Here is a 22,747-nt window from a genome sequence, read left to right on the forward strand (position 1 = left end):
CTAGCGAACGGTAACCGGGATACAGGCCGCCCCTTGGGCCACCAGCGCGGCGCAGAAACGGCGCGAAGCGGACAGATCGCCAAAGCCATGGGCGCGGAGCCGGTAGAACGTTTGGCCACCCGATGTTGCCTCTTCAATCACGCGGGCGCGGCCCAGAAAGAAGTCTGGGAAGTTGCCCGACAGGCGTTGCCACTCGGACCGCGCAAGGGCGGGCGTGTCGAAGGCGCCAAGCTGCACAAGACGGGTGCCGGCCTCCAGCTCGGCGGTGGCGATCTCGAAGCCTGCGTCGTCTTCTGTCACCCCTTCGGCCACGGTATTGGTTGCAGTGACGGCTGCTGCTGCGGGGGCACGGGCCGACAGGCCCGCAGGCCGCGCGACCGGACGCGGAGAGCGGCGCACGCCAGGCACAGAAACCGGGACGATGTCGGCCACAACTTCGGCAGTGGGTTCATCGAGGGCGGGCGCGTCCATGTCGCTGAGCGGTGTGGCCTCTTGCAGCAGACGCGCGATCAGCGTTTCGGTGTCTTCCTCCGGGATCACCTCGGGCAGAACTTCCGCGTCAATATCAGGCAGCGCGGACGAGGCGTTGGCAAATTCTTGCTCCTCAGGAGTTTCCTCAGGGGTGGTATCAGCCTCGGCCAAATCCTGCGGCGGAGGGGCAAGCAAAAGCTGGTCTGGCACCGGCGCCGCTTCGGCCCCTTCCGCCAAGCGGTTGACCGCAAGCCCTTGATTTTCGGCAATAGATCCGCCGGGGTTTTCGGGGGCGACCCGCATTGGCCCGTCCAGTGCCCGGATCACCGGCACGTCGGCCACGTCGCGCACCAACAGCTGGAACGCCCAAACGCCCATGCCGATCACGAGGCCCATGGACACCAACGCCCCGGCCCAGTTCACCAGTTGAATAACCCGCGATGCGTCCGCCGAAGCGGCAACAGGTGCCGCCAGTTCGTGGCCATATTCATAGCCGCCATCATAGGTATACGCGCCAGAGGAATGTTCCCCGGAATATTGGATATCTGCCATGCCCGCCTCATCGCCCGGTCACAGCACGCTGCCCGGGTCATTTTTTGCCTGTGACGTCCGGGTCGGGAGAGGTCTTGCGCCTCACATCTGATCGACCGGAGTGACCCCCAAGATACCAAGACCGTTGGAAATGACAATCGCCACGGCGGAAATCAGACACAATTTCCCAGATGTTGCCGATGGATCAGCCTCTTGGAAGAAGCGCAGGTTCTCGTCCGTGTTGCCCTTGTTCCAGAGCCCGTGGAATTCCGATGCCAAATCATACAGATAGAAGGCCACCCGGTGCGGCTCGTGGCCCTTGGCGGCAATCTCGATCAGGCGCGGGTATTCCGCGATCTTTGCGGCAAGGGCCAATTCGGCAGGATCGTTAATGGCGTTAAGGTTTGCCACATCCGCCGTCATGCCTGCGTCTTCCGCCTTGCGCAGCACGGATTTGATCCGCGCGTGGGCGTATTGCACGTACCAAACCGGGTTGTCCTTGGATTGTTCGCGCACCTTGTCCACGTCGAAATCCAGCGGCGCGTCGTTCTTGCGCGTCAGCATGTGGAAGCGCGTCACGTCAGGGCCGACCATCTCGACCACATCGGCCAAGGTCACGAACGTCCCTGCCCGCTTGGACATTTTCAGTTCTTCATCGCCCCGGCGTAGTTTCACCAATTGCGTCAGCTTCACATCCAACGGAACCGCGCCGCCGGACAGCGCCGAAACAGCTGCCTTCATCCGCTTCACGTAGCCGCCATGATCGGCACCGAAAACGTCGATCAACTCATCGAAGCCTCTGGAAACCTTATCAAAATGATAGGCGATGTCGGGGGCGAAGTAGGTCCAGGACCCGTCGGATTTCATTACCGGACGATCCACATCGTCGCCGTGCTCGGTAGATTTGAACAGGGTCTGTTCGCGGGGTTCCCAATCGTCGGGCTTCTTGCCTTTTGGCGGCTCCAAGTAGCCTTCATAGATCAGGCCCTTGCCGCGCAGATCGTCGATCGCCGCCTCAATCCGGCCCGTCCCGTAAAGCGATTTTTCCGAATAGAACACGTCCATCTCAACGCCGAGCATCGCCAGATCCTTACGGATCAGGTCCATCATCTTCTCGGTCGCGAACTCACGGATCTCAGCCAGCCAATAGTGTTCGCCCTTATCGACAAACGCGTCGCCAACCTTCTCCTTCAGCGCTTGGCCGACCTCGATCAGGTAATCGCCGGGATAGGTGCCATCCTCAAATGCGACCTCTTGGCCGTGGGCCTCCAGGTACCGCAGGTAAACGGACCGCGCGAGCACATCGACCTGCGCGCCGCCGTCGTTGATGTAATATTCTCGCGTCACATCATAGCCCGCGACGTCCAGAAGCGAGGCCAAAGCATCGCCAAATACCGCGCCCCGCGTGTGGCCGACATGCAACGGGCCAGTGGGATTTGCGCTGACATATTCGACGTTAACGCGCCGCCCCTGCCCCATTGATGATCGTCCAAAAGCCGCGCCGGTTTCCAGCACTTGCCCAATGACACCGCGCCAAACGTCGCCCGACAGCCGCAGGTTCAAAAAGCCCGGTCCCGCAACTTCAACGCTATCCAGACGCGCATCGGCGGTAAGCCGCGTGGCCAGCGCCTCGGCCACATCGCGAGGTTTCATGCCCGCGGGCTTGGCCAACACCATCGCGGCGTTGGTTGCCATATCCCCGTGGGACGCATCGCGCGGCGGCTCCACCGTGACGGCGCGAGTCTCCAACCCTTCGGGAAGGATGCCATCGGCAACAAGCCCGCCAACGGCGGCCAAAACGGTTTCGCGGATCTCGGCGAAGAGGGTCATGAGCGGTGTCCTTTTAAGATCACCGGGGGTGTATCATGGCCTTCGCCAAGGTCAATGCAGACAGGGGTGCGGCGTTACGGCGTGCAACGGTTGTAGTCGGTCACGATGCCGTCGTTAATCATCCGCATCACGGTGTCGTTCTGCAAGGGGATCAGCAGCATGTTCGCCGTCCATTCCAACCCCTCGCCCGCGCAATTTCCGATGTAGGAAAAACCCTCGGTGCCTTGGATCGGCACCGGATTGGACAGGGTGCAGGTGCTTTCCCAGAAGGAAAGGACATTGTTTTCAAGGCGCACGATGGTGTCGACCGGGTGCGTCGTACAAGCGCCGATCTGGAAGCGTCCGTTGGTGACCTGCGCCGTGGCGGCCTGTGCCGCCAACGCCGTGACCAGAACGGCCGTGCCGAGTTTTGAAAGTTTCATGATAAAATCCGAGCGTTATGAAAGGGACGCGCGGCGCGGGAAATCAAGGCTCACACCGCACATAGGTATGGGCGGTATTGTTCAACACCACGATCAGCCCATCAATGGAGGCATCCCCTACTAGCAATCGCGCGTCAAAATTGACGCCTTCTGCCGTGCAGGCGCCGTCATACAGAAAGGTTTCATCCATGTCGCGCACGTTGATCGGGTTCGACAGATCGCAACATTGCTCAGTCAGGCATAGGGTCGGAAATGACAGCGACGCGGTGCGTTCCCCGCCGGGATCAAACCCCTCCGCAGGGCAGGTGAAACCTTGATAAAAAAGACCATCTTGCGGAAATGAATGGGCGGCGATTGTGGACGACAACAGGGCCGCCGCAGGCAGGGTAAGGCGCAGAAATGAAAGCATGATCAGGCTCCGAAATTGAGCGAGTGGGGCCCTTTCACTGTGCCGCCTTCCACGCCACCGATCAACCTCTGGTGGCTTTGCAGGGCAAATCTATCGGTCATCCCCGAGATGTAATCGGACACGATCCGCGCCAAAGCGGTGGCATCGCCCGAGACATCTTCCACGTCCTTGCGCCACTGCTTGGGCAATTCGCCGGGGTTTTGCAGGAAGAAGGGGAACAATTCCTCCACCACCTGGGTCACGTCCCGACGCATCACCACGACCGAGGGCGCACGATACATGCGGGTGAACAGGAACTTGCGAATGACTTGCAGGTCTTCAAACAGGCTTTGGGAAAACCGGATGATTGGCCGTCCCGCCATGCGGATATCCATCGGGCTCTGGGGGGCAACCTCGGCCAAAACGGCGCGGGCGTGGTCCAAGACATCCTCCACCAAAACGCCAAAAAACCGCCGCAGCGCCTCATGCCGTCGGCGGTAATAGTTCAGGCCGGGGTAGCGCCTGTCCACCTCTGCAAAACACGCGTCCAGGATCGGCAACTCGGCCAATTCATCGGTCGAAAACAGCTCCGCCCGCAGACCGTCGTGCAGATCGTGATGGTTGTATGCAATGTCATCGGCCAGCGCCGCAACCTGCGCCTCGGCCGAGGCATGGGTAGAGAGTTCCAGATCAATCCCGGTGCAACTGGCCGCCAAAGCCCAAGGCAGCGGGGCGGGCACTGGACCGTTGTGTTTGGCAATTCCTTCCAGCGTTTCCCACGTCAGGTTGAGCCCATCAAACTCGGCGTAGTGACGCTCCAGATGAGTGACGATCCGCAGCGCCTGCGCGTTGTGGTCGTAGCCGCCGAAGGGTGCCATCAGCGCTTGCAGCGCATCCTCGCCCGTATGACCAAACGGCGGATGGCCCAGATCATGGGCCAAGGCAACGGTTTCTGTCAGGTCTTCGTCCAGCCCCAACGACCGCGCCATGGTGCGGGCAACCTGCGCCACCTCCAACGAGTGGGTCAGGCGGGTGCGGAAATAATCGCCCTCATGCTCCACAAACACTTGCGTTTTATGCTTCAGGCGGCGGAAGGCGCTGGAATGAATGATCCTGTCCCGGTCGCGCTGGAACGGCGACCGGTGGGCGCTTTCTTCTTCCGCCACGATGCGTCCGCGCGTGGCTGTGGGGTCGCATGAATAGACTGCACGCATAAATTCTGCCTCCAAAGAGGCGATCTTGTCCCGCGCCCCTGCTGCCCATATATTGTACCCACACGCGATTTACGACAGGTGAACGCCCATGCTTTCCATTCCGCCCAAAGTCACGGACCGCGCCTTCGCGCGCTTGGCCGAGATCAACGAGTCCGCCGACACGCCACAAGCTCTCCGCGTGGCCGTCGAGGGCGGCGGCTGTTCAGGGTTTCAGTATGAAATCAAGCTCGATGCGCCGGGATCAGATGATTTGGTGCTGGAAGGCCAAGGCCAGAAAGTGGTTGTAGATACCGTGTCCCTGCCCTTCTTGGCCGATGCGATTATCGACTTCTCGGAAGAGCTGATTGGCGCGCGGTTCACGATTGAGAACCCCAATGCGTCTTCGTCTTGCGGCTGCGGCACTTCGTTCTCGATGTAACGTGACTTGGCATAACCTAGCATTCCCGCTGGATATTTCACGTCTGCCTGTTACCCTCCCCTCAGCCACGGGAGGGGTACGATGGATCTATCATTTTCGGCGCAAGAGCTTGCCTTTCAAGCCGAGGTTCGCGCCTTTATAGCCGAAGCCTTGCCCAAGGATATCGCGGCCCGCGTGGCCGATGGCAGCGGTCCCACCCGCGATGACATGCACACTTGGCACGCGATCCTGAATGACAAGGGATGGCTTGGCGGCACATGGCCCGCGGCTCACGGCGGCTGTGATTGGGGTCCGATCGAGCTTCATATCTTCGAGGAAGAAAGCGCACTGGCAAACGCGCCACGGATCGTGCCGTTCGGCGTTAAGATGCTGGCGCCTGTGCTGATGAAATTCGGCTCCGTGGCGCAACAGGCAGAGCTTCTGCCACGCATTCTGGACGGGCGTGACTGGTGGTGTCAGGGCTATTCCGAGCCCGGCGCTGGCAGTGATCTTGCGTCCCTCAAGACCCGCGCCGAACGCGACGGCGACCATTATATCGTGAATGGCCAGAAGACTTGGACGACCTACGGCCAATATGCCAACCGCATCTTCTGCCTTGTGCGCACCCGCTCTGACGGCAAACCTCAAGCCGGGATCAGTTTTCTGCTTATCGACCTGGATACGCCGGGGATCGAGATGCGTCCCATCCGCCTGATCGAAGGCGGTTTCGAGGTAAACGAAGTGTTCTTCACCGATGTGCGCGTGCCCGTCGAGAACCTTGTCGGAGCCGAGAATGACGGCTGGACGATCGCCAAATATCTACTGGGACACGAGCGGACAAACATCGCTGGCACCGGGTTTTCCGTACAGGCCCTGTCGCAGGTCAAAGCCCTGGCGAGAACCGTGAAGCGGAACGGCAAGCCATTGATCGAGAACCCCTTATTCGCCGCCCGTTTGGCAGAAACGGAGGCCGATTTGGAGGCGATGAAAATCACCAACTTGCGGATGCTGTCCAAGGCCGCCGCAGGCGGGCAACTGGGAGCCGAGCCGTCTATGTTGAAAATCAAGGGTACGGTGATCCGGCAATCCCTCAACGATCTGGCGCGGCGCGCGTTGGGTCCAGCGGCCGCCCCCTTCCCTTCGGAGGACTTGGACAATCTGGCCATCACGCCCCCCAACCACAGCCACAACGCGGCCGATTACTTCAATAACCGTAAGATCTCGATCTACGGCGGCTCGAACGAAATCCAACGCAACATCTTGGCCAAGGGGATGATGACCCGATGAACTTCGAGCAATCCGATGACCGCCGCATGTTGTCAGAGACGCTGCGCCGCTATTTGGCGGACGGCTATGACCTCGCCCACCGCAATACGGTCGCTTACGACGCGCCTTTCCACGATCCTACGAAATGGGCGGAATTAACCGAACTTGGCCTGTTTTATGCCCTCGTCCCCGAAAGCCACGGCGGAATGGGCGGGCACGGGTTTGATATCGCGACCGTCTTTGAGGAATTGGGCCGGGCGCTTTGCCCGGAACCGGTTTTGGGTCAAGTCATGGCGGCCTCCTTGTTAACCGACGCAGACGCGTTGATGGCCGGCACGCGCTATGCCGTCGCCATCGGAGAGATCGACGCGCCCTATGATCTGCAAGATATCACCACAAGTGGCCTTAACGGACGGTTAACAGGGCGGAAATCCGTGGTCTACGGCGCACCCTCTGCGGAAATACTGTTGGTCGCGGCACGGCAAAACGGCAGGATCGCGCTGTTTGAAATGCCCGCAGAGAATACCGAAATCACCGGCTATGGGATGATCGACGGCGGTCCGGCCGGCGAGGTTATCCTGGACGACACGCCTGCCACGCTACTGCTGGAAGATGCTGAAAACGCACTGCAAAACGCAATGGACCGGGGCGCGTTGGCCCTATGCGCCGAGGCGCTTGGCGCGATGGAGGTGGTACAGGACACGCTGGTTGACTACCTGACAACGCGCAAGCAATTCGGCCAGCCTCTAGTGGCGTTTCAGGCCTTGCAGCACCGCGCCATCGACCTGGCGATCGAGATCGAGCAAGCTCGCTCCATCGTGATCCTTGCGGCCTCAGCCGATGGCAGCGACGCGTTTCCCAAACGCGCTGCTCAAGCGAAACATCTGGTCGGAAAGGTCGCGCGGCTCGTGGCCGAAGAGGCGATCCAGATGCATGGCGGCATCGGGATCACTTGGGAATATCCGCTGTCCCACTACGCCAAACGGCTCGTCATGATCGACCACCAACTAGGCGACACGGATTGGCATTTAGAGCGCCTTATTAAAGGCTTAGCCGGGCGTTCCTAACCGCGCGGCCACGGATTCCGTGGTCACTGTTCCCACTATCTCTCCGCCCTCTTCGACGGCCAAGGGGGCGGGGTTTTCGGCGAAGCGGGCCAGAATATCTTGCACCGGCAATTCGGCCGGGATGCTAGGCGCGTCAGAGCGCACATCTTGCATCACGTCACGCGCCGTCAGAACCCCTAACGGGTTCATATTAGACACAAATTCCGCCACATACTCTGTCGCCGGTTCCGAGAAGATCTGCCGTGGCGTGCCAATCTGAACGATGCGCCCCCCTTCCAGAATGGCGATGCGGTTGCCGATCTTGAAGGCCTCATCCAGATCATGGCTCACGAAAATGATCGTCCGCTTGAGATCCCGTTGCAGATCCAACAATTCATCCTGCAATTTGCTACGGATCAATGGGTCCAGCGCCGAGAACGGCTCATCCATCAGCAAGATCGGGGCGTTGGTCACGAAGGCTCGGGCAAGGCCCACACGCTGCTGCATCCCGCCTGACAATTCACCCACCTTGCGATCTGCCCATTCCGCCAGCCCAACCAAGGCCAACTGCTGTTCAACGGCTGCATTCCGATCAGCGGCGGATTGCCCCGCGAGCTCTAATCCAAGGCCCACATTCTCCCGCACGGACCGCCACGGCAGCAGGCCAAACTGTTGAAAAACCATGGAAACGCAATTCTGGCGCAGATAGCGCAGATCGGTTGCGCTGGCCCCCGGAAGGGTGCAGGACCAATTGCCGTCCGTTACTTCGACCTGCCCACGGGCAACAGGGTTAAGCCCATTAACCGCCCGCAGAAGCGTAGATTTACCCGAGCCGGATAACCCCATGAGAACGAGGATTTCCCCTTCCTCCACATCGAGGGAGCAGTCGTGGACGCCCAGAACATGCTCGGTCGCGGCTTGAATGTCGGACCGTGTGCCGCCCTGATCGGCAAGGGTTAACGCCTGCGCCGGACGGGGGCCAAACATGATGCAAACATCGCGAAATGAAACGGCTGTGCTCATCGGTTTTCCTCGTAACGCAAGATACCGGCAACCCCGTCACAGGGGCCTCCGTCGGTGGGGTGTTGCTGGCCGTCATGGACGATGATCTCGGCCAGTTGGAACGGTGATTGCCCTTCAAGACAGGCCAGATTTACCCCGTATTCATTGGGGTTGGAGCGGCGTTTGTGGTGGGTGTAGATGCCGCACTGGCTGCAAAAATAGTGCTCGGCCACACGGGTATTGAACTGATAGAGCGTCAGGTTTTCCGCCCCCTTCGTGATCGTAAACCCGTCCAGATCGGTCGAGACAGCAACCGCCCCGCGCATGGTGCACAGCGAACAATCACACCGACGAGCAAAGGCCAAGCCGCCCTTCAAGACAGCGGTAAATTGCACCGCCCCACAATGGCATTTTCCGTTCAGTTTCATGCCTTCACCCTCAACGTCCGGTCCAGCACGATGGCGACCACAACGATGATGAATCCGCTTTCAAAGCCGAGCCCCGTGTTCACCTGGTTCAACGCCCGCACCACCGGAACACCCAAGCCATCGGCGCCCACAAGCGCCGCGATGACGACCATCGACAACGACAACATGATGGTTTGGTTCAGGCCCGTCATGATCTGTGGCAGGGCGTAGGGAAGCTCGACCTTCCACAGTTTTTGCGAAGGCGTGGCCCCGAATGCGTCGGCGGCCTCTCGCAAGGAATTGGGCGTGGAGGAGATGCCCAGATGGGTCAAGCGGATCGGCGCGGGCAGCACGAAAATGACTGTTGCGATAAGGCCGGGCACCATGCCGATGCCAAAAAACACAATGGCTGGAATAAGATAGACGAAGGTCGGTAGGGTTTGCATCAGGTCCAGAATGGGCCGCATCCAAGCGTATAGGCGGGGCCTGTGAGCCACCGCGATACCAATCGGCACGCCCACCCCCATGCACACGACACAGGCCGACAGCACCAGCGTCAAGCTTTCGGTCGTTTCTTCCCAGTAGCCCTGGTTCACGATGAACAAGAAGCCCACAGCGACCAAGGCAGGCACCTTCCAGCCGCGATGCAACCACCACGCAAGCCCGGTGAAAATCGCAATGATTAGAAAGGGATGCCACTCCTGCGGGTAAAGGAAACTGGCGTCGCGCAGGCGGATATCCTGCCACCAGGACGTGTTGGGCGGCTCTTGCAGGATGGCGAGAAAGACCTCGATCATTGCCTCCAGCGCCACGGCCATGGCATCGAAAATGAACGCGCCATTGGATTGCAGCCAATCGAACACCGCTTCAGCCCCGTCACCGATGCGCAGCTTGCATTCGGTCAAAAAGGTGATCGGCCCCGTGACATCGGGATCATTGGGAAATGAGCACTCCGAGATGCCGTCGTCTTGCCACCATGCGCGTAGATCGCTGAACCAAGTCATGTCAGGGGTCGTCCTGTAGGTTTGGGGAAGTCATGCATTGGCGGACTTCTTGAGGTCGTTAAGGAATTGCGGGTCGCCCGACGCCTAGCGCGTCGGCATCTGCCAAAAGGGCCCGCCAATAGGCAGGCCCTTCCGTTTGTCTTTAGACTTGGCTCAAAGACCCAGCGCTTCCGACACTGCGGCGGCGGCGTCGCCACCGTCGAATGTGGTCACGCCGTCCAGCCACGCCATAACGGCGTCGGGGTTGGCGGACATCCACGCGGTCGCGGCGTCGGCGGGATCTTCACCATCATCAAGGATCGCGCCCATGATCTCGTTTTCCATGGCAAGGCTGAACGACAGGTTGTTCAGCAAGGCGCCGACGTTCGGGCAGGCATCCACATAACCGGCCGAGGTGTTGGTGTAGACCGTTGCGCCGCCCAGGTCGGGGCCGAACCAATCGTCGCCGCCCTCCAGATAGGTCAGGTCAAAGTTGGCGTTCATCGGGTGAGGTTCCCAACCAAGGAAAACGACAGGCTCGTCGCGATCTGATGCGCGGGCGACTTGGGCCAGCATCCCCTGCTCCGAGGATTCGACGACCTCAAACTCGGACAGGCCAAAGGCGTCGGCCTCGATCATATCCATGATCAGACGGTTGCCGTCGTTGCCGGGCTCGATGCCGTAGATCTCTCCGTCCAGCTCATCCATCGCCGCAGCGATCGAGGCGAAATCGGTGATGCCAAGCGCCGCGCCAGCCGCGTTGGTGGCCAGCGTGTATTTGGCGCCTTCAAGGTTCGCGCGCACGGTGTCGACGGTGCCTGCCTCACGATAGGGGGCGATATCGGCCTCCATCGTGGGCATCCAGTTGCCCAGGAAAATGTCCACATCGCCTTCGGCCAGCGACGTGTAGGTCACCGGTACGGACAGCACGAGGATGTCGGTTTCATAGCCAAGCGCCTCGAGCACCACGGTGGTCGCCGCCGTCGTCGCGGTGATGTCGGTCCAACCGACATCCGAGAAGGTGACGGTGCCACATTCGGCGTGGGCGTCAGCCATCGCAGCACCGGCGGTCAAAGCAAGCGCCATGGCGCTGGTCGCTGTTGCGCGGAAAAGGGTCATTTTAGTCTCCTGTTGGGGTCTGGTCGTTTTTGTTGATTGACCAGTCAATTAAAAACATATTTCTGGTACATGGCAACAAGGAAGGTGTCTCGGTGCCCCGCATAGGTATGATGGCTATACGCAAAGACGCGCTTGTCAACGCTACGATCAGCGAGATCGGGCGGCGAGGGTCGTTGGACGTGACTGTTGGACAGATCGCGAAAGCCGCGGGTGTGTCCTCTGCCTTGGCGCACCATTACTTTGGCTCCAAAGACGCGCTTTTGTTGGCTGCCATGCGTGCGATCCTTCGGGAGTTTGGCACCGCCGCTCGGGCTGAACTGGCCAAGGCAGATACGCCGCGAGGCCGCCTGACGGCCATCGCGCGCGCCTCTTTCGGGGGGCAGAACTTCCACCCAGAAGTCGTCTCGGCGTGGTTAACCTTCTACGTCATGGCGCAGCGCGACCCCAAAGCCGCGCGGCTTTTGCGTGTGTACCAGCATCGTTTGGTGTCCAATCTGACCTATTCGTTAAGACCGTTAACGAATAACGCCGCCAACATCGCCACCACCACCGCTGCGCTGATCGACGGCCTCTATATTCGTCACGCTTTGATAGGCACCACCGTGCCCGACGCCGAAGCCGCCATCGCCCGCGTCACCGATTATCTGGAGGTGGCCCTGCGATGACTGCACCTAATTCTCGGCCTAACATATTGATCCTCATGGTAGATCAACTGAACGGCACGCTTTTCCCCGACGGCCCCGCCCAGTGGTTGCACACGCCCAACCTGGACCGTTTGGCCGCGAAATCCACGCGTTTTGCCAATGCCTACACCGCCTCTCCGCTGTGCGCTCCGGCGCGGGCATCGTTCATGTCGGGGCAGTTGCCCTCGCGGACCGGGGTTTATGACAATGCGGCCGAGTTCGCCTCCTCCATCCCCACCTACGCCCATCATTTGCGACGGGCGGGCTACTACACAGCGCTTTCGGGCAAGATGCATTTTGTCGGCCCCGATCAACTTCACGGGTTTGAACAGCGCCTGACGACCGACATCTACCCCGCCGATTTTGGCTGGACGCCCGATTATCGCAAACCCGGCGAGCGGATTGATTGGTGGTACCACAACATGGGGTCCGTGACCGGATCGGGCGTGGCCGAGATCACCAATCAGATGGAATACGACGACGCCGTGGCTTTCGAGGCGGAGCAAAAGCTATACGATCTGTCGCGCGGGCAAGACCCACGTCCGTGGTGCCTGACAGTCAGTTTCACCCACCCCCACGATCCCTACGTCGCGCGTCGCGAGTTCTGGGATTTATATAACGATTGCGAGCACTTGATGCCCGAAGTCGGCCCGATCCCCTACAACGATCAAGACCCCCACTCAAAGCGCATTCTGGATGCGAATGACCTGGAGAACTTTGAGATCACCGATGCCGATGTCGCCCGATCACGGCAGGCGTATTTCGCCAATATCTCTTACCTCGATCAAAAGATCGGCGGCATTCTGGATGTGTTGGAACGCACCGGGCAAGAGGCGCATATCGTCTTCGTCTCGGACCACGGCGATATGCTGGGGGAGCGGGGCCTTTGGTTCAAGATGTCCTTCTTTGAAGGCTCCGCCCGTGTGCCGCTCATGATCTCGGCGCCGGAGATGGCGCCGGGATTGGTGACCGATCCTGTGTCCACCATCGACCTCTGCCCGACCCTTTGCGACCTTGCGGGCGTGTCGATGGAAGACGTGATGCCTTGGACCGACGGCGAATCGTTAATGCCGTTAGGAAATGGCGGCACGCGCACCAGCCCCGTTGCAATGGAATACGCAGCCGAAGGCTCTTACGCGCCGGTGGTGGCCCTACGATACGGACCATGGAAATTCACCAGATGCGCCTTGGACCCAGACCAATTGTTCGACCTGTCCACGGACCCACAAGAGTTAACAAACTTGGCCGAGGTCGCCGAACACCAAGGCACGCGCCTGACACTTCGCGCCAAATCCGAGGCTCGATGGGATCTAGCGGCCTTCGACGCAGACGTGCGCGAAAGCCAAGCCCGCCGGTGGGTCGTCTACGAGGCTTTGCGAAATGGCTCTTACTATCCGTGGGATTTCCAACCTCTCCGCGACGCCTCTGAACGCTACATGCGCAATCACATGGACCTCAATGTTCTTGAGGAAAATCAACGCTTTCCACGGGGCGAATAGCTCCACGATCTTTAGGTGAACGATGCAACCGACTGCCTCTCATTTTGTGAACGGCGCGTATCTGGAAGATACCGCTGGCACCCCGATCCCCGTCATTTTCCCCGCCACGGGCGAAGAAATCGCGCGGGTTCATGCCGCAACCCCCGCCGTGGTAGAGGCCGCTTTGGCATCGGCCAAGGCCGCGCAGGCCGAATGGGCAGCTCTGATGGGCGTGGAACGCGGCCGCATTCTGCGCCGCGCCGCCGACATTATTCGGGAGAGGAACCAAGAACTAAGCGAGCTGGAAACCCTCGACACCGGCAAACCGATCCAGGAAACGCTGGTGGCTGACGCCACATCCGCCGCGGAATCGTTGGAGTATTTCGGCGGCATCGCGGCCAGCTTGGGCGGCGAGCACATGCAACTGGGCGGCGATTGGGCCTACACGATGCGCGTGCCCTTGGGCGTTTGCGTGGGCATTGGCGCGTGGAACTACCCTACCCAGATCGCGGCATGGAAAGGCGCGCCTGCATTGGCTTGCGGCAACACGATGGTCTTCAAGCCGTCCGAACAGACGCCGCTATGTGCTTTGAAAGTCGCGGAAATATTGGTGGAGGCCGGTGCTCCGGCTGGCGTCTACAACGTGATCCAGGGGGCCGGCGAGGTCGGCCGCGCCCTGGTCGAGGACCCGCGCACCGCCAAGGTTTCGCTGACAGGCTCGGCTGCTACAGGCAAGAAAGTGTACGCCGCCGCCGCCGCGCAGATGAAGCACGCGACGATGGAATTGGGCGGCAAGTCCCCCCTCGTGATCTTCGATGATGCCGATTTGGAAAGCGCCGTTTCCGGGGCGATTAATGCGAATTTCTACGCCTCGGGTCAGGTCTGCTCCAACGGGACGCGCGTGCTTGTTCAGAAGGGAATGAAAGAAGCCTTCCTTGCCCGCCTGCAAGAACGCACCGCCAAAGCCGTCATCGGTGACCCGCGCGACGAGGCCACAAATTTCGGCCCAATGGTGAGTGAAGAACAACTCGCAATCACCTGTTCTTACGTTGAAAAAGGCATCGCGGAAGGAGCACGACTGATCCACGGCGGCAAGCGGTTGGACCGCCCCGGTTGCTATATTGAGCCGACGATTTTTGCCGATGTGACCGACGATATGGCCATCGCCCAGGAAGAGATTTTTGGCCCGGTCATGTCTGTTCTCGATTTCGAGACAGAGGAAGAGGTCATCGAACGCGCCAATGCCACCGATCTCGGCCTTTCGGGCGCGGTTTTCACCGCTGACCTGACCCGCGCGCACCGCGTGGTACATAGTATCGACGCGGGGAGCCTCTGGATTAACCAATATAACCTGACCCCGGTCGAGGTCCCCTTCGGCGGCATGAAAGGCTCGGGCGTAGGACGCGAAAACTCCCGTGCGGCGGTTGAGCATTACTCGCAACTCAAGACTGTCTACGTCGGCATGTCTCCGGTAGAGGCGGCGTTCTAAATGGAAGCGGATTACGTCGTTATTGGTGCAGGATCAGCGGGTTGCGCGGTTGCGTACCGTTTGTCCGAGGCCGGGAAATCCGTGCTGGTGATCGAGCATGGCGGCTCGGACTGGGGGCCGTTCATCAACATGCCCGCCGCGCTTAGCTACCCCATGGGCATGAAGCGATACGACTGGGGTTACGTGACCGAGCCCGAGCCGCATATGAACAACCGTGTCATGGCCTGCCCGCGCGGCAAGGTTATTGGCGGCTCCTCCTCGATCAACGGCATGATTTACGTGCGCGGCCACGCAAAGGACTTCGATACCTGGGCCGAAATGGGCGCGGATGGTTGGTCCTATGCCGACGTTCTGCCCTACTTCAAACGCGCTGAAAACTGGCATGGCGACGCCGGAGACCCCGCGTATCGTGGCAAGGATGGTCCGCTTCATATTACCCGGGGGGAGCGAAAGAACCCTCTGTTTCAGGCGTTTATCGACGCAGGAGCCGAGGCAGGCTACGGCAGGACCGACGATTACAACGGCCACCGCCAAGAGGGCTTCGGCGCGTTTGAGATGACCGTTTGGAAAGGCAAACGCTGGTCAGCCGCCAGCGCCTATCTGAAGCCCGCGCTGGCAATGCCGAACTGCGATATGGTTAACGGCTTGGTCGAGAAAATCGAGATCGAAGACGGGCGCGCCACGGGCGTGCGCCTGACCGATGGGCGTCTTATCAAGGCCCGCACAGAGGTGGTTCTTTCCGCCGGTGCGATCAATTCGCCGAAAATTTTGATGCTGAGTGGCGTTGGACCCGCCAAGCATCTGGCGGAACACGATATTCCACTGGTCGCAGACCGCCCTGGCGTGGGGCAAAACCTGCAAGATCACCTGGAAATGTATATCCAGTTCTCGGCCTCCAAGCCGGTGTCGATCGCGCCCTATTGGTCGCTTTGGGGCAAGGCTTTGGTCGGAGCGCAGTGGTTGTTTACCAAGACGGGTTTGGGCGCGACGAACAACTTTGAAGCTTGCGGATTCATCCGGTCGGACAAGGGCGTGCAATACCCTGATATCCAATATCATTTCCTTCCCATTGCGGTCCGCTATGACGGTAAAACGCCGCCCGGCGGCCACGGGTTTCAGGCCCACACAGGTCCCATGCGGTCCCCCTCGCGCGGTGAAATCACCCTGCGCAGCAACGACCCGGCGCAGGCCCCGAAGATTCAGTTCAACTACATGTCGCATGACAAGGATTGGGAGGATTTCCGCCGCGCCATCCGTCTGACGCGAGAGATTTTTGCAACCGGACCGATGGCGGAGTTCGTCGCCCATGAGATCCAACCCGGAGAAGACGCGCAATCCGATGAAGCGTTGGATGCGGTAATCCGCGAACACGCGGAATCGGCCTACCATCCCTGCGGCACCGCGCGCATGGGGCGCCGAGACGATCCGATGTCCGTTGTTGACCCGGAGAACCGCGTCATCGGCGTGGAGGGGCTACGCCTTGCGGATAGCTCGGTGTTCCCGCTGATTCCCAACGGCAATCTCAATGCGCCGTCGATCATGGTCGGCGAAAAAGCAGCCGACGCGATCTTGGGTCAACGGCTGCCTCCTGAAAATCTGGAGCCATGGATTGCCCCTCAATGGCAGTCTGCACAGCGCGAGAAGCACGCGGAAACGATGGCGGCCGAGTGACGAAGGCCAGCGGCAAGCTTGTGGATAAATATCTCAAATGATGAATATTTGACCGGATCTCCTCGAGTGAAGGTGGAGAGAAGTTGAAAAAATGAATTACATCATCTCTCATCGGGGCCATCATGCCGCCAACTATCCACAAGTTTATCAACAGCACTTCCTGCAGAGCTGCCCCTGCCTCGGTCCTTTCGCAGCTCCAGCATCGCAACATCGTTACTCTGCTGTAGCCTGCCTCACCGCATACAGCCTTACGCGTCAATGCGCCGGTTAAGATTACGATCCTCCATTCGCCCCTTCCTGCCCAAGGAAAATAGGCTTAAACCAAGTCGAAATCGCCCTTGAGGAGCGCCCAGATGACCACGCCCCGGTTCGCGATTGCGATCCCCATGTTGAATGAGGCCGATGCAGTTCCGCAATTGCTCGGCGGATGCATGGCAGCGGCTGAGCCCTTCGGCGCGTTTGAAATCTGCGTCACCGACGACGGCTCTACCGATGGCACCGGCGCCGCGCTGCGGGCGTTTGGCGCGGCCCATCCGCGGGCGAATTTAACCATACTCACCCACCCGCGCCCTGCCGGGCAATCGGCCGCTGTCCACGCCGCTGTTTCAGCCGCCCGTGCGCCGATCATTGCGACACTCGATGGAGATGGACAGAACCCTCCAGAGGAGCTGCCAAAGCTGCTGAACGTGCTTCTGAATGGCCCTGAAACTTTGGGTTTGGTGGCCGGGCAGCGCGTGAAACGCGATGATCCCTTGCCCAAGCGCGTCGCCTCCAAGGCGGCAAACACGATCCGAGGTGTCTTGCTGAAGGACGGCACCCGCGACACCGGATGCGGGTTGAAAGCCTACCGCCGCGATGCCTATCTTGCCCTGCCCTATTTCGACCATATGCACCGCTATTTACCCGCGCTTTTTCAACGGGATGGATGGGAAATCGCCCATGTCGACGTGGCCCATAAACCGCGGGTGTCGGGCGCGTCGAAATACACCAATCTTGGCCGCGCCATCGTGGGCCTGTCAGATCTTTTTGGGGTCGCTTGGCTGATCCGTCGGCGGCGTAAAGTGCTTTCGAAAGAGATTGAAATCTCCCGCCCGGAGGAGCGTTAACCATGCAAGAATGGCTGTTCAGCTTCCTCGGCATCGACAATTGGTTCGAGTTCTGGTGGGTCGGCCTTGGTTTCCTTGCCCAAGGCATTTTCGCCTCGCGTTTCATCGTGCAATGGATCGCCTCTGAAAAGGCCGGAACCTCATATGTGCCGGTCGCTTTTTGGTACTTGTCGATCAGCGGGGGGCTGTTGATGCTCGCCTATGCGATCTACCGCCAAGACCCGGTCTTTATCTTTGGCCAAGCCACGGGCGTGATCGTTTACGCCCGAAATCTGATGCTTATCCACCGCTCCAAGGACGCGGCCCACGACCAGACATGAGTGTTCTGACCGCCCGTTTCACGCCGCTCTGCGTGCTTGTTTTCGCATTGCTGAGTTTCGCAGTCGGACTGGCGGACCTGCCGGTTCAAGACCGCGATGAAGCGCGGTTTGCGCAGGCCTCGCGCCAAATGGCCGCGACCGGAGATCTGATAGATATTCGCCTGCAAGACGCCCCACGCCACAACAAGCCGGCGTTGATTTATTGGGCGCAGACAGCTGCAATCTGGGTCACCGGCATGACCGGTGAAACGCCGATTTGGGTCCATCGCCTGCCCTCATACCTCGCGGCGACCATGGCGGCTTTGGCGATGATTTGGGCCGGCACGCCCTTGGTGGGGCGGCGCGCAGCGGTGGTTGCGGGGATCATATGCATCAGCCTCTATATGTTTCACGCCGAGGCCCGAACCGCGAAGACAGATGCCGCGTTGGTCCTGTCGGTGATCCTCGCCATGGGCGCGTTGGGCCGGATGTGGGTGGGCGACGGGCGCAAGTGGTTAACGCCATTAACCTTTTGGACCGCGCTGGCGGCAGGGTTTCTGCTGAAAGGCCCCATGGTTATTCTGCCTGTTATTGGCGCGATCCTTTGGCTTTCGGTGCAGTTCAGAGGCGTCGCTTGGCTTGCCCGTCTCCGCCCTGTGTTCGGCGTCTTGTGGTTTGTCCTTCTCGCAGCGCCATGGTTCATCGCGATCACGATCACCACGGAGTGCGCGTTTTGGGGCGCTTCCCTTGGGACAGACCTCGGCGACAAAATCACCGCCGGGGGCGAGCATGGCGCATCGCCCCCCGGTTTCTACGTGCTGACTGCATGGCTCACCTTCTTCCCGTGGAGCCTGCTGATCCCTCTCGGCCTTACCTTTGCATGGTCGGCGCGCAAGGACCCTAAAATCGCTTTCATCCTTGGCTGGCTCATCCCCGGATGGATCGTGCTCGAGGCGGTCCCAGTCAAGCTGGTTCACTACACCTTGCCGCTCTATCCCGCGTTGGCGCTGTTGGTCGCTGCGGCCCTAATTCAAGTGCATGACGGCCGCTTTGCCTTGCGTCGTTGGATCATGGGGCTTGGGTCGCTCGGGTGGTTAATCGCGTTAACCTTTTTCGCCCTCGTCGCCATCCTTGCCCCGGTCCGGTTTGGGGACGGCGTTAACCTTGTGGCCATCGCGGGGGCCACGGCCTTCACCCTCGCTGCGCTGGTGGGATTGTGGCACTTTTGGCGCGGCGTTATCCCGAAAGCCGCGATCGCGCTGACCATCAGCGGCGTGTTGCTTGGCTGGACGCTGACCGCCGTGTCGCTACCCGGCGCGCGGGACTTCTGGATCGCGGACCGTTTGGCCGAAGTCATGGCGCAAAATTCATGCTTTGGCGGCCCCGTCGCTGTGGCGGGATACGCGGAACCCTCGACCGTGTTCCGGTTGGGCACAGACACGATCTTGACCGACGTCGACGGGGCGCTGACCTACCTTAACGAAGCCGAGGGGCGGGCCGCGTGGATCGACCCGGCGCTGGTGCCTGAACTCTCCACCGCGACGGGCGTGGTGGTTGAGGGGGTTTCCATCGGAAATTTCCGCCCCGTGAGCTTGCAACTCTTCGTGTCACCCGGCCAAGCGGCCGATGTTGACCCCTGTGGGCAATAGCGCTTCAGCGTGACGGAAACCCTGCGCGGATGGCAGGTAAAACACCCTTGAAACAACGGGTTAACGCCCTTTTAAAGCGAGACTCGCTGACCCGTTCGGATGCTTTGATCAGCCGCCAAACAAATGGCCAAGGACGCGACGGCGTCGGCCATGTGACGGCTCAGGTCGATATCCTCCGCAATCGCGCGACGCATAAATGCCTGCTCGGCATCGCAGAGCTCCTGGTGGCCCGGCTCCGCGTCAAACGAGATCAGCTCATCGCCGCCGGGACGGTGCACCAGCACCCCGCCAACCTTGGTGTGCCCGTCAATATCGGCGCTGTCTGCCTTGTCGGCCTCGGTGATTGATACCGCGCCATTAGGGCTTATCACGTCTTTCACGAAGAACGCCGTTTCGGACATCATCGGCCCCCAGCCCGCCTCGTACCACCCGACAGAACCGTCGTCGAAGAACACCTGAAACTGTCCGTAATTGTACATCTCCGGCGCGATTTCATCGCTTAGGCGCAGGCCCATACCGTGAACGGCGACGGGTTTGGCATCGGTGATCTGGCACCAGACATCAACGTAGTGAACGCCGCAATCCACAATGGGCGACGTCGTTTCCATTAACGCTTTGTGGGTCTGCCACGCGACGCCGTCGGACTGTTGGTTAAGATTCATGCGAAACACATAGGGGCCGCCCAACGCTCTAGCCTCTTCAATCAGCCGCATCCAACTGGGGTGATGACGCAGGACATAGCCCACAACCAATTTCCGCCCCATCTCGCGAGCGACGTTAACCACCCTTTCGGCATCCGCCACATTGGTGGCGAGCGGCTTTTCCACGAACACATCCGCGCCTGCCTTCATGGCGCGTTCGGCAAGCTCTGCGTGGGTGTCAGAATAGGTGGCAATCACGACCAGATCCGGGCGCTGCGCCATGCCTTCGTCGAAGGTGGAGAACAAGGGATAGCCCTGCAACGCTTCCGGTAGGTCACGGGCCGAGCGGTTAACAAGGCCGACCACCTCCACCCCATCCGCCGCGTGATGGGCCAAGGCGTGGCTTTGGCCCATGTTTCCAAGGCCGACGATCAAAACTCGCATCTCTTTGCTTTCCTCTAACTTTCCAAGCGCCGCGCGGCGCCGATCTCGACCTCGCGGCCAGTCATCCGGGACCGCACTGCGGCAAAGGCCATCGCAAGGCTACGCAGATTTTCCGCCGCGCCGTTGGAAGGCTCTCGGTCTTCCTCGATGGCGCAAAGAAGCTCGCCCATCGTGCCTTTGAAGCCATCGTTGAACCACTGCCCCTCCAGCTGCGGCCGCGCGATGCCTTCAGGGGTGGTCAGAGTCATGCCTTGTTGGCTCAGGTCCGGCCCGTCGGATACCAGCGAGCCGCCCGTGCCGCCCACAAAGGTCGTATCACGGGGACCGTGGGGCACGCCGCCGTCAAACACGACCGAGGCCTGACCACCGTCGACCCGCACCATCGCCTGCGCCAACAGCGGCACCTTGTTGGCCTGCCCTGCCCCGCGTGTGGCATTGGCAAAAACCGCCTCGGCCCGTTCACCGACGATAGAGTTAATAAAATCGAACCAATGCACGCCAAAATCGTAAAGGATCAGATCCTCGATTTCGTCAAATGGGGTGCCTGCGGTCCAACCGTGGTTCCAGTGAACGGCCATGTGCACAGAAAGTACATCTCCTATATGGCCGGCCCTCACCGCTTCGCGCATGAACGCAAAGTGCGGCGCCCAACGGCCATTCTGGTTAACGGCCAACTTGACGCCCTTGTCTTGGGCCAGCTTCACCAGATCCATCCCAACATCCAGATCGGTCACGAACGGCTTTTGACTGATTACGTGCTTACCCGCCTTCAATGCGGCCCGCGTGATGTCGGTGCGATGCTCGGGGTGAAGCGTGATATCCACCACGTCGATGTCCGGATTGGCCAGGATCGCGTGCCAATCGTCTTCGATCCTCGCCTTGGGACAAAACTCGGCCGCCTTGGCGCGGGCCTTTTCCGGCGTCCGGTTCCACAGCGCCGCCACATCCCATCCGGCATCACGGTAAGCATCAAGGTGCGCGCCGGAAATGCCGCCGGTTCCAACGACCCCGATCTGGGGCCGATAAGCCTTGGGCATCGGCGGGCGGTAGGCCACATCGGGGGCAGCGATGTCGGGCAAGTCCGCGGCCTTCAAGGCATAGGTATCGCTATCGCCCGCGTCCTGAGTGGCTTCGGTCATGGCAAAAGCTCCAACGTGCGTTTCTGGGCGGCCGACGCGGCGGCGGTGTCGACAATCCTTTGCGCCGTCAGGCAAAGGGCCGGATCAAAAGGCCCCGCTGGCGCTGCGCCCTTGTCAATCAGATCAAGGATATAGGCGATAGCATCGCCCCGTTCTTCAGGCAGCGGATCGACCGGAATTTCGTGCTTCTCGGGCCGGGCGCGGGTTTGGACCGTGACGGCCTGCGCATAATCGGGGCTGCTGATCGTCCCGTCACTGCCCACGAAAACGAAACCACAGGTGGGCTGAGGATTCTCGGTCCAAGGGTCCGTGAAGGTGCCCCAACGGGTCTCCATCTTGCTGAGGCCACGGGCGTAGCGGACCACGGCGATGGCGTGTTGATCGACCTCGATCCCCGGCGTGTCATCGACGCTGCATGTGACCTCCAGCGGCGCTTCGCCATCCATGTACCAGGTGCCGAGCGTGGCCCCGTAGCCCATGTAATCCAGCAAGCTCCCGCCGCCCGAGGCCGCCTTGTACCACCAACTGTCGGGCTTTTGCGCCTCGACCTCTTCCGGCGAGACCTCCACCTTATCGGCGAGGTGAAACAACGGCCCACGATTGCCATCGTAAAAGTGAACCTCGCGCAACTCCCCGATTGCGCCCTCTTCAATTAACCGCTTGGCGGTCAGGTGCGATTGCACCCAAGCCAGCGGCCAATTGATCGACATGATCTTGCCCGTACCGGCCATGGCCGCAATCATCCGACGCGCGTTGTCGGCGCTGTCAGCGAAAGGTTTTTCGACGTGGATATGAACGCCGTGGGGGGCCAAACGCTCGGTCATGGATGCGTGGTCTGCTGTGGCACAGCACAGGATCGCCAGATCAAAGGGGCCCGCCGCCATGCAGGCGTCAAAATCGGTGAAAAGCGCGTCTTTGGGCACATTGAACGTGTCCGCCGCGCCCTGCATCTTGGCGCGATCCGGATCGTAGAGCGCCGTGATTTCTGCGTTCGGGTGGGCGTCCACCATTCGAAGCAAATCGCCCATGTGCATGTGGTCGAAACTGATGCCAACAACCTTGTAAACCATGG

22 protein-coding genes are annotated in these 22,747 nt (G+C 60.4%); 10 read left to right on the forward strand and 12 right to left on the reverse strand.

The features are described 5' to 3' along the window. From AADW23_RS16640 to AADW23_RS16660, 5 genes are all read right to left on the reverse strand, one after another. Positions 1–1,023 (reverse strand): SPOR domain-containing protein, encoded by a 1,023-nt coding sequence (locus AADW23_RS16640; RefSeq protein WP_341862063.1) that lies wholly within the window; start codon positions 1,021–1,023, stop codon positions 1–3. Positions 1,024–1,104: 81 nt separating this feature from the next. Beyond that, positions 1,105–2,832: an arginine--tRNA ligase gene (gene argS, locus AADW23_RS16645; RefSeq protein WP_341862064.1), complete on the reverse strand. Its 1,728-nt coding sequence runs from the start codon at positions 2,830–2,832 to the stop codon at positions 1,105–1,107. Positions 2,833–2,906: 74 nt separating this feature from the next. Beyond that, positions 2,907–3,254, reverse strand: coding sequence for a hypothetical protein (locus tag AADW23_RS16650; RefSeq protein ID WP_341862065.1), 348 nt, complete (start codon positions 3,252–3,254; stop codon positions 2,907–2,909). Positions 3,255–3,297: 43 nt separating this feature from the next. Continuing rightward, a complete protein-coding gene (locus AADW23_RS16655) occupies positions 3,298–3,663 on the reverse strand; it encodes a hypothetical protein (protein WP_341862066.1) in 366 nt (121 codons plus the stop codon). Between the two features lie 2 nt (positions 3,664–3,665). Next, complete coding sequence (locus tag AADW23_RS16660; RefSeq protein WP_341862067.1) at positions 3,666–4,856, reverse strand: deoxyguanosinetriphosphate triphosphohydrolase; 1,191 nt, start codon at positions 4,854–4,856, stop codon at positions 3,666–3,668. An 88-nt stretch (positions 4,857–4,944) separates the two neighbouring features. Between AADW23_RS16660 and AADW23_RS16665 the strand changes: the two genes are divergently transcribed. The 3 genes from AADW23_RS16665 (at position 4,945) to AADW23_RS16675 (ending at position 7,586) form a co-directional block, all read left to right on the forward strand. Then, complete coding sequence (locus AADW23_RS16665) at positions 4,945–5,274, forward strand: iron-sulfur cluster assembly accessory protein (protein WP_341862068.1); 330 nt, start codon at positions 4,945–4,947, stop codon at positions 5,272–5,274. Between the two features lie 81 nt (positions 5,275–5,355). Then, positions 5,356–6,540 (forward strand): acyl-CoA dehydrogenase family protein, encoded by a 1,185-nt coding sequence (locus AADW23_RS16670; protein WP_341862069.1) that lies wholly within the window; start codon positions 5,356–5,358, stop codon positions 6,538–6,540. Further along, positions 6,537–7,586 carry an acyl-CoA dehydrogenase family protein gene (locus tag AADW23_RS16675; RefSeq protein WP_341862070.1) on the forward strand — a complete coding sequence of 350 codons (1,050 nt, stop codon included), beginning with the start codon at positions 6,537–6,539 and terminating at the stop codon, positions 7,584–7,586. Before AADW23_RS16670 ends, AADW23_RS16675 begins: the two co-directional genes overlap by 4 nt. On the opposite strand, the gene choV is transcribed toward AADW23_RS16675, so the two are convergent. From choV to choX, 4 genes are all read right to left on the reverse strand, one after another. Beyond that, positions 7,569–8,588, reverse strand: coding sequence for a choline ABC transporter ATP-binding protein (choV, locus tag AADW23_RS16680; RefSeq protein WP_341862071.1), 1,020 nt, complete (start codon positions 8,586–8,588; stop codon positions 7,569–7,571). The two genes, AADW23_RS16675 and choV, sit on opposite strands and share 18 nt — an antisense overlap. After that, a complete protein-coding gene (locus AADW23_RS16685; protein WP_341862072.1) occupies positions 8,585–8,995 on the reverse strand; it encodes a GFA family protein in 411 nt (136 codons plus the stop codon). The genes choV and AADW23_RS16685 overlap by 4 nt, the downstream gene beginning before the upstream one ends. Next, positions 8,992–9,888, reverse strand: coding sequence for a choline ABC transporter permease subunit (gene choW / locus AADW23_RS16690; protein WP_341864349.1), 897 nt, complete (start codon positions 9,886–9,888; stop codon positions 8,992–8,994). Before choW ends, AADW23_RS16685 begins: the two co-directional genes overlap by 4 nt. A 243-nt stretch (positions 9,889–10,131) precedes the next feature. After that, positions 10,132–11,076, reverse strand: a complete 945-nt coding sequence (choX, locus tag AADW23_RS16695) for a choline ABC transporter substrate-binding protein (RefSeq protein WP_341862073.1) — start codon at positions 11,074–11,076, stop codon at positions 10,132–10,134. 107 nt (positions 11,077–11,183) lie between these two features. On the opposite strand from choX, the gene betI reads away from it, so the two are divergent. The 7 genes from betI (at position 11,184) to AADW23_RS16730 (ending at position 19,451) form a co-directional block, all read left to right on the forward strand. Next, complete coding sequence (gene betI, locus AADW23_RS16700) at positions 11,184–11,741, forward strand: transcriptional regulator BetI (RefSeq protein ID WP_341862074.1); 558 nt, start codon at positions 11,184–11,186, stop codon at positions 11,739–11,741. Next, a complete protein-coding gene (gene betC / locus AADW23_RS16705) occupies positions 11,738–13,258 on the forward strand; it encodes a choline-sulfatase (RefSeq protein WP_341862075.1) in 1,521 nt (506 codons plus the stop codon). The genes betI and betC overlap by 4 nt, the downstream gene beginning before the upstream one ends. Before the next feature lie 22 nt (positions 13,259–13,280). Beyond that, complete coding sequence (betB, locus tag AADW23_RS16710) at positions 13,281–14,726, forward strand: betaine-aldehyde dehydrogenase (RefSeq protein WP_341862076.1); 1,446 nt, start codon at positions 13,281–13,283, stop codon at positions 14,724–14,726. Further along, positions 14,727–16,397, forward strand: coding sequence for a choline dehydrogenase (gene betA / locus AADW23_RS16715; RefSeq protein WP_341862077.1), 1,671 nt, complete (start codon positions 14,727–14,729; stop codon positions 16,395–16,397). 353 nt (positions 16,398–16,750) lie between these two features. Continuing rightward, positions 16,751–17,503 (forward strand): glycosyltransferase family 2 protein, encoded by a 753-nt coding sequence (locus tag AADW23_RS16720; RefSeq protein WP_341862078.1) that lies wholly within the window; start codon positions 16,751–16,753, stop codon positions 17,501–17,503. A gap of 2 nt (positions 17,504–17,505) precedes the next feature. Then, positions 17,506–17,823 carry a lipid-A-disaccharide synthase N-terminal domain-containing protein gene (locus tag AADW23_RS16725; protein WP_341862079.1) on the forward strand — a complete coding sequence of 106 codons (318 nt, stop codon included), beginning with the start codon at positions 17,506–17,508 and terminating at the stop codon, positions 17,821–17,823. Further along, complete coding sequence (locus tag AADW23_RS16730; protein ID WP_341862080.1) at positions 17,820–19,451, forward strand: glycosyltransferase family 39 protein; 1,632 nt, start codon at positions 17,820–17,822, stop codon at positions 19,449–19,451. Before AADW23_RS16725 ends, AADW23_RS16730 begins: the two co-directional genes overlap by 4 nt. Before the next feature lie 71 nt (positions 19,452–19,522). On the opposite strand, the gene AADW23_RS16735 is transcribed toward AADW23_RS16730, so the two are convergent. The 3 genes from AADW23_RS16735 to AADW23_RS16745 are packed head-to-tail and all read right to left on the reverse strand — an operon-like array spanning position 19,523 to position 22,745. Next, complete coding sequence (locus tag AADW23_RS16735; RefSeq protein WP_341862081.1) at positions 19,523–20,536, reverse strand: Gfo/Idh/MocA family oxidoreductase; 1,014 nt, start codon at positions 20,534–20,536, stop codon at positions 19,523–19,525. Positions 20,537–20,550: 14 nt separating this feature from the next. Beyond that, positions 20,551–21,675, reverse strand: coding sequence for a Gfo/Idh/MocA family oxidoreductase (locus AADW23_RS16740; RefSeq protein ID WP_341862082.1), 1,125 nt, complete (start codon positions 21,673–21,675; stop codon positions 20,551–20,553). Further along, positions 21,672–22,745 carry a Gfo/Idh/MocA family oxidoreductase gene (locus tag AADW23_RS16745; protein ID WP_341862083.1) on the reverse strand — a complete coding sequence of 358 codons (1,074 nt, stop codon included), beginning with the start codon at positions 22,743–22,745 and terminating at the stop codon, positions 21,672–21,674. Before AADW23_RS16745 ends, AADW23_RS16740 begins: the two co-directional genes overlap by 4 nt. Positions 22,746–22,747: the final 2 nt, after the last annotated feature.

The organism is Gymnodinialimonas sp. 57CJ19, assembly GCF_038396845.1.
Lineage (GTDB): Bacteria > Pseudomonadota > Alphaproteobacteria > Rhodobacterales > Rhodobacteraceae > Gymnodinialimonas.

Excerpts from the sequence above, each read along its gene's own strand:
- AADW23_RS16640 (WP_341862063.1), bottom strand. The coding sequence starts at position 1,023 with ATGGCAGATATCCAATATTCCGGGGAACATTCCTCTGGCGCGTATACC.
- argS (WP_341862064.1), bottom strand. The coding sequence starts at position 2,832 with ATGACCCTCTTCGCCGAGATCCGCGAAACCGTTTTGGCCGCCGTTGGC.
- AADW23_RS16650 (WP_341862065.1), bottom strand. The coding sequence starts at position 3,254 with ATGAAACTTTCAAAACTCGGCACGGCCGTTCTGGTCACGGCGTTGGCG.
- AADW23_RS16655 (WP_341862066.1), bottom strand. The coding sequence starts at position 3,663 with ATGCTTTCATTTCTGCGCCTTACCCTGCCTGCGGCGGCCCTGTTGTCG.
- AADW23_RS16660 (WP_341862067.1), bottom strand. The coding sequence starts at position 4,856 with ATGCGTGCAGTCTATTCATGCGACCCCACAGCCACGCGCGGACGCATC.
- AADW23_RS16665 (WP_341862068.1), top strand. The coding sequence starts at position 4,945 with ATGCTTTCCATTCCGCCCAAAGTCACGGACCGCGCCTTCGCGCGCTTG.
- AADW23_RS16670 (WP_341862069.1), top strand. The coding sequence starts at position 5,356 with ATGGATCTATCATTTTCGGCGCAAGAGCTTGCCTTTCAAGCCGAGGTT.
- AADW23_RS16675 (WP_341862070.1), top strand. The coding sequence starts at position 6,537 with ATGAACTTCGAGCAATCCGATGACCGCCGCATGTTGTCAGAGACGCTG.
- choV (WP_341862071.1), bottom strand. The coding sequence starts at position 8,588 with ATGAGCACAGCCGTTTCATTTCGCGATGTTTGCATCATGTTTGGCCCC.
- AADW23_RS16685 (WP_341862072.1), bottom strand. The coding sequence starts at position 8,995 with ATGAAACTGAACGGAAAATGCCATTGTGGGGCGGTGCAATTTACCGCT.
- choX (WP_341862073.1), bottom strand. The coding sequence starts at position 11,076 with ATGACCCTTTTCCGCGCAACAGCGACCAGCGCCATGGCGCTTGCTTTG.
- betI (WP_341862074.1), top strand. The coding sequence starts at position 11,184 with ATGATGGCTATACGCAAAGACGCGCTTGTCAACGCTACGATCAGCGAG.
- betC (WP_341862075.1), top strand. The coding sequence starts at position 11,738 with ATGACTGCACCTAATTCTCGGCCTAACATATTGATCCTCATGGTAGAT.
- betB (WP_341862076.1), top strand. The coding sequence starts at position 13,281 with ATGCAACCGACTGCCTCTCATTTTGTGAACGGCGCGTATCTGGAAGAT.
- betA (WP_341862077.1), top strand. The coding sequence starts at position 14,727 with ATGGAAGCGGATTACGTCGTTATTGGTGCAGGATCAGCGGGTTGCGCG.
- AADW23_RS16720 (WP_341862078.1), top strand. The coding sequence starts at position 16,751 with ATGACCACGCCCCGGTTCGCGATTGCGATCCCCATGTTGAATGAGGCC.
- AADW23_RS16725 (WP_341862079.1), top strand. The coding sequence starts at position 17,506 with ATGCAAGAATGGCTGTTCAGCTTCCTCGGCATCGACAATTGGTTCGAG.
- AADW23_RS16730 (WP_341862080.1), top strand. The coding sequence starts at position 17,820 with ATGAGTGTTCTGACCGCCCGTTTCACGCCGCTCTGCGTGCTTGTTTTC.
- AADW23_RS16735 (WP_341862081.1), bottom strand. The coding sequence starts at position 20,536 with ATGCGAGTTTTGATCGTCGGCCTTGGAAACATGGGCCAAAGCCACGCC.
- AADW23_RS16740 (WP_341862082.1), bottom strand. The coding sequence starts at position 21,675 with ATGACCGAAGCCACTCAGGACGCGGGCGATAGCGATACCTATGCCTTG.
- AADW23_RS16745 (WP_341862083.1), bottom strand. The coding sequence starts at position 22,745 with ATGGTTTACAAGGTTGTTGGCATCAGTTTCGACCACATGCACATGGGC.